Source organism: Pseudalkalibacillus sp. A8, assembly GCF_045920555.1.
Lineage (GTDB): Bacteria > Bacillota > Bacilli > Bacillales > Fictibacillaceae > Pseudalkalibacillus.
Map to the genome: position 1 here is coordinate 6,012,861 of NZ_CP174509.1, position 9,204 is coordinate 6,022,064.

Annotated in this window: 9 protein-coding genes; all 9 read right to left on the reverse strand. The window is 40.6% G+C overall.

All coding sequences use genetic code 11. The annotated features are described in order from the left end of the window. Window positions 1-169: 169 nt before the first annotated feature. Complete coding sequence (gene noc / locus ACJROX_RS30005) at window positions 170-1,051, reverse strand: nucleoid occlusion protein (RefSeq protein WP_408008808.1); 882 nt, start codon at window positions 1,049-1,051, stop codon at window positions 170-172. 111 nt (window positions 1,052-1,162) lie between these two features. Further along, entirely contained in the window at window positions 1,163-1,876 is a 714-nt protein-coding gene (gene rsmG / locus ACJROX_RS30010) for a 16S rRNA (guanine(527)-N(7))-methyltransferase RsmG (RefSeq protein WP_408008809.1), read from the reverse strand. 12 nt (window positions 1,877-1,888) lie between these two features. Next, the gene (gene mnmG, locus ACJROX_RS30015) at window positions 1,889-3,778 is read right to left on the reverse strand and encodes a tRNA uridine-5-carboxymethylaminomethyl(34) synthesis enzyme MnmG (protein WP_408008810.1); all 1,890 of its coding nucleotides are present in this window, start codon (window positions 3,776-3,778) and stop codon (window positions 1,889-1,891) included. A 28-nt stretch (window positions 3,779-3,806) separates the two neighbouring features. Continuing rightward, entirely contained in the window at window positions 3,807-5,183 is a 1,377-nt protein-coding gene (mnmE, locus tag ACJROX_RS30020; RefSeq protein WP_408008811.1) for a tRNA uridine-5-carboxymethylaminomethyl(34) synthesis GTPase MnmE, read from the reverse strand. 701 nt (window positions 5,184-5,884) lie between these two features. Continuing rightward, on the reverse strand, window positions 5,885-6,505 hold the full coding sequence (jag, locus tag ACJROX_RS30025; protein ID WP_408008812.1) for an RNA-binding cell elongation regulator Jag/EloR: 621 nt from the start codon (window positions 6,503-6,505) through the stop codon (window positions 5,885-5,887). After that, window positions 6,502-7,278, reverse strand: a complete 777-nt coding sequence (gene spoIIIJ / locus ACJROX_RS30030; protein ID WP_408008813.1) for a YidC family membrane integrase SpoIIIJ — start codon at window positions 7,276-7,278, stop codon at window positions 6,502-6,504. Before spoIIIJ ends, jag begins: the two co-directional genes overlap by 4 nt. Window positions 7,279-7,320: 42 nt before the next feature. Beyond that, a complete protein-coding gene (gene yidD / locus ACJROX_RS30035) occupies window positions 7,321-7,554 on the reverse strand; it encodes a membrane protein insertion efficiency factor YidD (RefSeq protein ID WP_408008814.1) in 234 nt (77 codons plus the stop codon). A 4-nt stretch (window positions 7,555-7,558) separates the two neighbouring features. Then, window positions 7,559-7,909, reverse strand: a complete 351-nt coding sequence (gene rnpA, locus ACJROX_RS30040) for a ribonuclease P protein component (RefSeq protein ID WP_408008815.1) — start codon at window positions 7,907-7,909, stop codon at window positions 7,559-7,561. A gap of 301 nt (window positions 7,910-8,210) precedes the next feature. Continuing rightward, window positions 8,211-8,345, reverse strand: a complete 135-nt coding sequence (rpmH, locus tag ACJROX_RS30045; RefSeq protein ID WP_221567513.1) for a 50S ribosomal protein L34 — start codon at window positions 8,343-8,345, stop codon at window positions 8,211-8,213. Window positions 8,346-9,204 lie beyond the last annotated feature (859 nt).

Here is a 9,204-nt window from a genome sequence, read left to right on the forward strand (position 1 = left end):
TTCTTCATAAGAAGAAACTCTTAAAGGTTTCGAAAATTGACTGAATTTTGTTACGCTTTCTGTAATTTCCATTCTAAAAAAGAACTGTCCATGAAGGGCCTCTTGTTCTCCATGTTTTGCCTTGAAGGAGACTTAAGCACAATCTTGGGACAGCTCGTAGCCTGCATATCTATTTTTTAGGGATTTTGATTGTGATCTGGTAATAATCAGCATGATCCTCTTCAGCTGTATCAATCGTCAACCCTGTCTGGTGAACCATATCAATCGATTGTCGGATCGTATTCAATGCCAGTCGTGTATCTTTACTAACAGACTTTCGCTTTGGCTTCATTCTCCGTTTCTTTTCCGTATCTTCTGATTCCAAAAGTTGTTTGATACGTTCTTCTGTTTGCTTCACATTCAGATTACGTTCTTTGATTTCCGACAGGATTTTTTCTTGTTTTTCCGGTATTTTCAACGATATGAGCGCTCTGGCATGACGCTCTGTTATTTCTTTATTTAAAAGTGCATGTTGAACCGCATCAGGCAACTTTAATAAACGGAGCTTATTTGCAATCGTAGACTGACCCTTTCCTAAACGTTGAGCAAGGCTCTCCTGGGTTAGACCATGGATTTCAATCAGCTTCGCATAAGCTGTTGCTTCTTCAATCGCTGACAACTCTTCACGCTGAAGATTCTCAATCAACGCAATGGATGCCGTTTGTGATTCGTTGAATTCTTTGACAATCGCAGGGATCGAATGCCAGCCAAGCTTCTGTACCGCACGATAACGCCTCTCACCAGCGATGATTTCATAATGGCCATTTCTTCTTCTTACCACGATCGGTTGGATAATACCATGTGTTTTTATTGTTTGCGATAATTCCTCAATTCGTTCGTCGATAAAGACCGTACGTGGTTGATATCGATTTGGCACAATCTCTTCAATAGGTATTTGAAGTACTTCTTCGTTTCCACTGAACTCTTCTTGTTCTTCTACCAAGTTCTCTTCCACTTCAGCTTCTGAAGTTTTTTCTCCTAAACCAAACAATCGTGAAAATGGATGTTTCATCTTTCACACCACCTTTATCAAACTCCATATAAAACATTCTACAGATTGAATCTTATTTCCTTTAGTAACCATCATCTTTATTCCGACAAAATTTGATTGTTCCACGTGAAACTAAAGCGGATTCCGATTTGGCGTCCCTGGTTTCCTGGGGAATTTTTTAGGTGTCGATTTTTGTTTACGCACAAAAATTAGATTACGTTCACTGTTTTCGATTGGCAAAAGGAATTGTTCAATCTTATCCAATTCGCCTCCTAATTGTCCGATTGCACGCTTCGCATCTTCTAGTTCGTCCTTCGCGTTGGCAGCTTTCATCGCTAAAAAATTACCGTCTTGTTTGACAAGCGGCAAGCACAGTTCTGATAGGACAGACATACGTGCCACAGCACGTGCAGTCACAAGTTCATATTGTTCTCTATGCTCTTTCTTTCTGGCAAAGGTTTCTGCACGATCATGATGAAAATGGGCATTGTTCAAACCCAGTTCCTGAGAAAGATGCTCTAAGAAAGAGATGCGTTTCTTTAAAGAATCAACAATCGCCAAATCGAGATGAGGAAAGCAAATCTTCAGCGGGATGCTTGGAAAGCCTGCACCTGCACCGACATCACAAATGTTGTTGATACGAGTGAAATCGAAATAAAACGCTGCTGAAATCGAATCATAGAAATGTTTCAAACAAACATCTTCTTCATCCGTAATTGCAGTCAGATTCATTTTTTCATTCCACTCTACTAATGTCTTGAAGTATGTATCAAATTGGTGAAGCTGTTGAGGAGAAAGGCTGATTCCTTTCTCCTCCAGCATTTTTTGAAACCGTTCATTGTTCATGAGAGTCCCCCGTTATTTTGCAAGTTTAGCGATCTTCCCTTGTTCAAGATAAACGAGAAGGATCGAAATATCCGATGGATTAACACCAGATACTCTAGATGCCTGCCCTACTGATAAAGGCCGAACCTCCGCCAGCTTTTGCTTTGCTTCTGTCGCAAGGCCATTGATTGCAGAATAATCGATATCTTCCGGGATTTTCTTTTCATCCATCTTCTTCACTTTTTCAACCTGTTGCAGTTGTTTATCGATATAACCTGCATATTTCGTCTGGATTTCAACTTGTTCTCCGACTACCTCTGGGATTTCCACTTCAGGTGGAGCAATCTCTGCAATCACGTCATAGATGATTTCAGGCCTTCTTAAAAGTGATGTCGCACTCATCGGCTCTTTCAACCGACTGCTTCCCGATTTCTCTAGGATGATTTGTGTGTTTTCATCAGGTTTAACTGAGGTATGCTCGAGTCGATCGATTTCCTTGGCAATCTGCTCCTTTTTATAAAGGAAACGTTGATAGCGCTCTTCAGGGATTAATCCGATTTCATATCCTTTTTCCGTTAGGCGAAGGTCTGCATTATCGTGACGGAGCAACAAACGGTATTCCGCTCTTGAAGTCAGCAGACGATAAGGTTCATTCGTTCCTTTTGTGACAAGGTCGTCAATAAGGACACCGATATAGGCTTCAGACCGGTCCAAAATGACAGGTTCTTCACCTTTTGCTTTTCGCGCAGCATTGATTCCCGCCATGATTCCTTGTCCGGCGGCTTCTTCATATCCACTTGTTCCGTTCAATTGTCCTGCTGTAAATAAGTTTTCTACGAGTTTCGTTTCTAGTGATGGCCATAGTTGCGTCGGAACGATTGCATCATATTCTATTGCATATCCTGCCCGCATCATTTCAGCTTTTTCAAGTCCAGGAATGGATTTCAACATATTCCGTTGGACGTCCTCTGGTAGGCTTGTCGATAAGCCTTGTACATAAACCTCTTCCGTATTCCTGCCTTCTGGCTCAAGGAATATCTGGTGTCGTGGTTTATCATTGAACCGGACGATCTTATCTTCAATAGACGGACAATAACGCGGTCCTGTCCCTTCAATCATACCGGAATACATAGGAGAACGCTCAAGATTGTTATTGATGAGCTCATGTGTGACTTCCCCTGTATAGGTTAACCAGCATGGAATCTGATCCATGATGAATTCAGTCGTTTCATACGAAAATGCACGAGGTACATCATCACCTGGTTGAATTTCTGTTTTACTGTAATCAATCGTATGGGAATTGACTCTTGGCGGTGTACCTGTTTTGAACCGCACCATATTGAATCCAAGTGCTTTTAAATTATGAGAAAGATTGATAGATGGCTGCATGTTGTTCGGACCGCTTTCATACGTAAGTTCCCCGATGATGATCTTTCCTCTTAAATAGGTACCCGTTGTCACGACGACCGTTTTAGCGTAATAAGCGGAACCTGTTTTGGTCACTACCCCTTTACATACGCCATCTTCTATGATCAACTCTTCAACCATTCCCTGGCGGAGAGTGAGATTTTCTTCTTGTTCCATTGTTTTTTTCATTTCATTTTGATACAAAAATTTATCAGCTTGTGCACGCAGCGCCCTTACAGCCGGGCCTTTCCCAGTGTTCAACATTTTCATCTGTATATGCGTTTTATCAATATTTCTTGCCATTTCCCCGCCGAGCGCATCAATTTCACGCACGACAATTCCTTTGGCAGGCCCACCAACAGATGGATTACATGGCATATACGCAATTGTATCCAGATTCAATGTCAAAACGAGTGTTTTCGCACCCATTCTGGCAGAGGCTAATGCTGCTTCTACACCAGCATGGCCCGCACCTACGACGATGACATCAAAATTGCCTGCATCATATCGTTTCATAGTTATGGAACCTCCTACTGCTCCTAAATTATTTCCCGAGACAAAATTGAGAAAACAACTGATCGATCAAACTTTCAGATACAGAATCCCCAATAATCTCTCCTAATATTTCCCAAGTCCGAGTAATATCAATTTGTACCATATCGACGGGAAGTCCAGCCTCTATTCCAGAAAATGCATCCTGAAGGGAGCGTTTCGCCTGCTTCAAGAGTGAAATGTGACGTGAATTCGAAACGTATGTCATATCTCCCGCTTCTACACTTCCAGTGAAAAAGAGTTCTTTAATTGAATCTTCAAGCTCATCGATTCCTTCTTCCTCTTTAATAGAAGTAGAGACGACTGGATGGTCTTTTGCTAATTCCCTTACTTCATCCATATCAATTTCCTGGTTCAAATCAGTCTTATTGACAATGACAATAACATCCATGCCACGGACCGCTTCAAAGAGCTTCCTATCCTCTTCGGTCAAGGCTTCCCCATAATTAAGGAGCAACAGGATGAGATCAGCCTCTTTCAATACTTGGCGTGAACGTTCTACACCAATCCGCTCAACGATATCTTCCGTTTCACGAATCCCGGCAGTATCGACTAGACGCAATGGTACACCCCGTACATTTACATACTCTTCAATTACGTCCCTCGTAGTACCCGGGATGTCAGTGACGATTGCCTTGTTCTCATGGACCAAACTATTCAATAACGAAGATTTACCGACATTCGGTCTACCGATAATGACTGTAGAGAGACCTTCTCTCAAGATTTTCCCTTGCTCAGCTGTTTGAAGCAGCGATTCGATTTCACTTTTTACATAGCCTAATTTTTCCGTCAAGAGCTGGTTGGTCATTTCTTCTGCATCATACTCAGGATAATCTATATTCACCTCGACATGCGCTACAGTTTCAAGCAACGTTTGTCGAAGTTTCTGGATGAGTTTTGATAATCTGCCTTCCATTTGGTTCAAAGCGACATTCATGGCTCTGTCTGTTTTAGCCCGGATCAAGTCCATTACCGCTTCTGCTTGTGATAAGTCTATCCGTCCGTTTAAGAAAGCACGTTTAGTAAATTCACCAGGTTCAGCCAAGCGAGCCCCGCTGTTCAATGCTATTTCCAATACACGATTGACAGAGACAAGTCCTCCGTGGCAATTGATTTCGACCACATCTTCTCGAGTGAACGTCTTTGGTCCCCTCATAACCGTTATCATTACTTCCTCTGCCTTTTCGTTGGTATCAGGATCAATAATATATCCATAATGGATCGTATGGCTTTCTACCTCTTTTAGCGATTGTTTACCGCGGAACATTGTGTCTACGATTTCCAGAGCTTGATCACCGCTCAATCGGACGATTGCAATTGCCGCTTCTCCCATTGGCGTCGAAATCGCCGTTATTGTATCTCCTTCCATGGGTTTCACCTCTTTTCTATATCGTTTCCCGATTCATGCTTCCTAACACAATAGATTAGCATACTTTCGGTTATCTATAAATCATTTAAAGACATTTATCCACAATCCTCGTTTCTCAACGTCTTGTATAAGTATTTATCCACAGTGGATATTTTCAAACTGTTTCTTTAAGATTTTCTTGAATTATCCACAACTTACTAGTTTAGTTCTTTCTCGTTCAAGAATCAATCTTTATCTTTTTTATAAAGGCACTATTATTCTTAATTGTTTATCTTTGCGAAATATACTCGCTTTCCGCGGGCGATCCGTGAGCCTCCTCACTTGCACAGGATGTCAACACAAAAATGAAATCATTTTCGTGTCTGCGATGAGAATTCTTAGAAGCTTTCCTTATGCTGGCTTCGACGTTCACCACAAGACACGTACTTAAATTCCATCCTTGTAGTTTTGCGCCGAGTAACCGCAGGCGCAGGACGTGGTGGTATTTAGTCGAAGATCCTTATTGTAAGCCCCTGGAAGACTCGCCTGGCTCACTTTTCCCGCAGGAGTCTTCTCGTATATATCCATCTCTTACAGGTTTTTCATTAATCTCCGTATCAAATCAAAAATTTTTTGTTACAACAAACTTATAGAAAAAACAAGCCTAAAAAAGTGCCCGGCTTCCTTTTCGAGAAAGCCGGACACTTTAATCAACCAAGTTACTATTCATTTGTAGGGGTGATGATGACTCTTCGATGCGGTTCACTGCCTTCGGATGAAGTCTGGACTTTATTGTTCGACTTCAATGTCATATGTATGACTTTCCGTTCCATTGAAGGCATTGGCTCAAGGGAAACCTTTTTATTGATTTTAAGCGCTTTTGAAGCTAAACGATGAGCAAGCTTTTCGAGAGTTTCTTTCCTTCTCTCCCGGTAGTTTTCTGCATCTAAGATAATGCGTTTGAATTCATCTGAAGATTTATTTGCAACTAAGTTTGTGAGATATTGCAAAGCGTTCAAGGTTTGACCCCTCTTACCAATCAGGATAGCAATTTTCTCACTCACCATTTCAAGTATCGTACCCTCTTCATCTTCCTTTACGGTAACGTTTACTTCGACTCCCATTTTAGAAGCTACCTTCTTAATGAATTGAATAGCCTCCTCCAATGGATCTGCATTCAATGTGACTTTCACTGTTGCTGGTTTAGCACCTAGTCCAAGAAACCCTTTCTTAGACTCTTCGATGATTTCGATTTCAACTTTATCCTTAGATGTTTGTAGTTGAGCTAATGCTTCTTCTACTGCTTCTTCTACTGACTTGCTCGTTATCGTTACTTGCTTCACTTTTTCGCGCCCCCTGTAGCATTACTTTCCTTATTTTTCATAGGAAGTGTAATAAAATAGGTTTGTGCAATCATGAATATGTTACCGACTACCCAATATAGGGAAAGTGCAGCTGGAAATGTAATCGCAAAGACGACGATCATGATCGGCATGATGTAGAGCAACATTTTCATCTGCGGGTTAGCTTCCATGCTGTCTGTTCCACCCATCATGATCCGTTGCTGTAGGTATGTTGTTAAACCTGCAATCAACGGCAATAAATAGATTGGATCAGGATTTCCAAGGTCGAACCAAAGGAAATTATGATTCGCTATCTCTTCTGTACGCATGATTGCATGATAAAAGCCTAATAAGATCGGCATTTGTATGATCAATGGCATACAGCCAGCCAATGGATTGACGCCATGTTTTTGGAACAATTGCATTGTTTCTTGTTGCAGCTTCTGTTGAGTTTTTTGGTCTTTTGAACTATATTTTTCCCGTAAAGCCTTGATTTCTGGTTGAACCCTTTGCATGGAAATTGAGCTTTTCGTCTGTTTGATCATTAATGGTAATAAAACCGTTCTGATCAAAATGGTAACAATGACGATTCCAAGTCCATAGTTTCCATTGAAAAAATCTGATACTTCTGTAATCAACCATGATAATGGATAAACGAAATACTCGTCCCAGAAACCTGTACTTTCCTTCGTGATTGGTTCATTCAGTGAACAACCTGCAAGAAATATGACCATTAAAATGGATGGAATTAATATGCCTATTCTCTTTCTCACTTGCTAAATCCTCCTTACAACGATACCTTTCTGCAAAAAAAGTTATCCCTGTTCCTTCTTCTCCTTTTCAGGTACAGGATCGTACCCTCCTGGATGAAATGGATGACATTTCAAAATCCGTTTCATTACCAACCATCCCCCTGCCAGTGCACCATGTTTTTGGACTGCTTCCAAACCATAGGATGAACAGGTCGGGTAAAATCGGCATGAAGGCGGGGTAAATGGTGAAATGCATTTCCGATAAAACTGAATCAAAACGATCAATATATATTTCATACCATCATCCTCTAGATCCTTTCATCAGTTTAGAACGTTTAATCACATGGATCAAACTGCTCTTTACCTCGTGAAAATCCATTGAGGAAGTAGGTTTTCTTGCGATAATTACATAATCATATGAGTCCTTGATATTTTCTTCTAATTCGTGAAAAGCTTCACGAATAAAACGCTTGATCCTATTTCGAGTTACAGCATTCCCAACTTTTTTACTGACAGATAAGCCTAATCTGAAATACTCCTGATCAGGCTTCCTTAAGTAATATATCACAAATTGTCGGTTGGCGAACGATTCTCCCTTACGAAAAACAGCTTGGAACTCTTCATTTTTTTTGATCCGATATTTTTTCTTCATCCGGATTCACTCCGACATAATTCTTCATTTTAAATAATAGGCTATGTTATTCTTCAGTGTCGATTTTTGCGAATTCACTCCCTTTCCGCGGGCGATCCGCAAGCCTCCTCACTCTCGTTCCTAGCTGTGAGGTCTTGCCTGGCTCGCTTTTCCCGCAGGAGTGTCGCGAATTTTGCTTAAAGAAATTTTCTATAAAGAAAAAGTATTAAATACTTTCTTACAGTGGAAGAAATCAACATTAAAATTCAACAAAGCCAAATAATAAATCCATGTGAAAAAAGACCACTGTTTATCCAGTGGCCTAGGCTGATAATACTTTTCTTCCTTTTTGACGACGACGAGCAAGAACTTTACGTCCATTTTTCGTGCTCATGCGCGCACGGAATCCGTGTACTTTCTTACGCTTACGATTATTTGGTTGAAATGTAGGTTTCATTTATTACACCTCCTCGAGGATTTCAAGTACATTTAGACAGTCCTAGTAATTATAAGAACATCTCACCTTTCTGTCAAGTTCAGGAACAATCTTTCTATTATTATGAAAATTAAATGTGACATTCTTTTTCCATTGCCTCGATCTATTTCTTCCCCTATCCAGTTGTAAACAGCTCCATCTTTTTAAAAACGCTATGTTATTCTTTATTGTTGATTTTTGAAATTCACTCCCTTTCCGCGGCGATCCGCAAGCCTCCTCACTCGTTTCTCGCTGCGGGGTCTCGCCTGGCTCGCTTTCCCCGCCGGAGTGTCGCGAATTTCGCTTATAGCAATTTTCTATACTTATCAACATAATCTTTACGTTGACCATGTGTAGAAAAAGAAACCGCGAAAAAATTCGATCGATATTGACTAGGATCCTTCACGTGAAAAATTCCTCGAATTGGCTGTGGATAAATTTTCGACATATTTTTCACTATCCACACCTATTATCGACAAATTACACACAAAATCTAGTGCTGTGGACAACTATCTTCCACAAGGTGTTGTAATTGTGGATAACCGCAAAAAACCCATTGCAACTACTGGCTCCTTTTGATATGATTATTGTGTTTTAACTCGTTCAAAACTTCCTCGAATAAATAGTTTATCCACACCTTGTGGATAAAAATGTGGACATTCCTACACCTCTGTGTATAAGCTTGTCCACAAATTTGTGTATACAGAAAATAACCCCTTTTTCTACTATATTAATGTTATTCACAATAGCTGTGAACGAAATCGACACAATGGGGCTGACAAAATGATGGGTCACCTCTTACACTTGATAGTTAAATTCTTCGACAAAAAGGAGGGTGAGG

What these genes read in the sequence shown, in the direction of transcription:
- mnmE (WP_408008811.1), bottom strand. Translation starts at nt 5,183, where the DNA reads ATGGAAGGAGATACAATAACGGCGATTTCGACGCCAATGGGAGAAGCG.
- mnmG (WP_408008810.1), bottom strand. Translation starts at nt 3,778, where the DNA reads ATGAAACGATATGATGCAGGCAATTTTGATGTCATCGTCGTAGGTGCG.
- rsmG (WP_408008809.1), bottom strand. Translation starts at nt 1,876, where the DNA reads ATGAACAATGAACGGTTTCAAAAAATGCTGGAGGAGAAAGGAATCAGC.
- yidD (WP_408008814.1), bottom strand. Translation starts at nt 7,554, where the DNA reads ATGAAATATATATTGATCGTTTTGATTCAGTTTTATCGGAAATGCATT.
- noc (WP_408008808.1), bottom strand. Translation starts at nt 1,051, where the DNA reads ATGAAACATCCATTTTCACGATTGTTTGGTTTAGGAGAAAAAACTTCA.
- rpmH (WP_221567513.1), bottom strand. Translation starts at nt 8,345, where the DNA reads ATGAAACCTACATTTCAACCAAATAATCGTAAGCGTAAGAAAGTACAC.
- rnpA (WP_408008815.1), bottom strand. Translation starts at nt 7,909, where the DNA reads ATGAAGAAAAAATATCGGATCAAAAAAAATGAAGAGTTCCAAGCTGTT.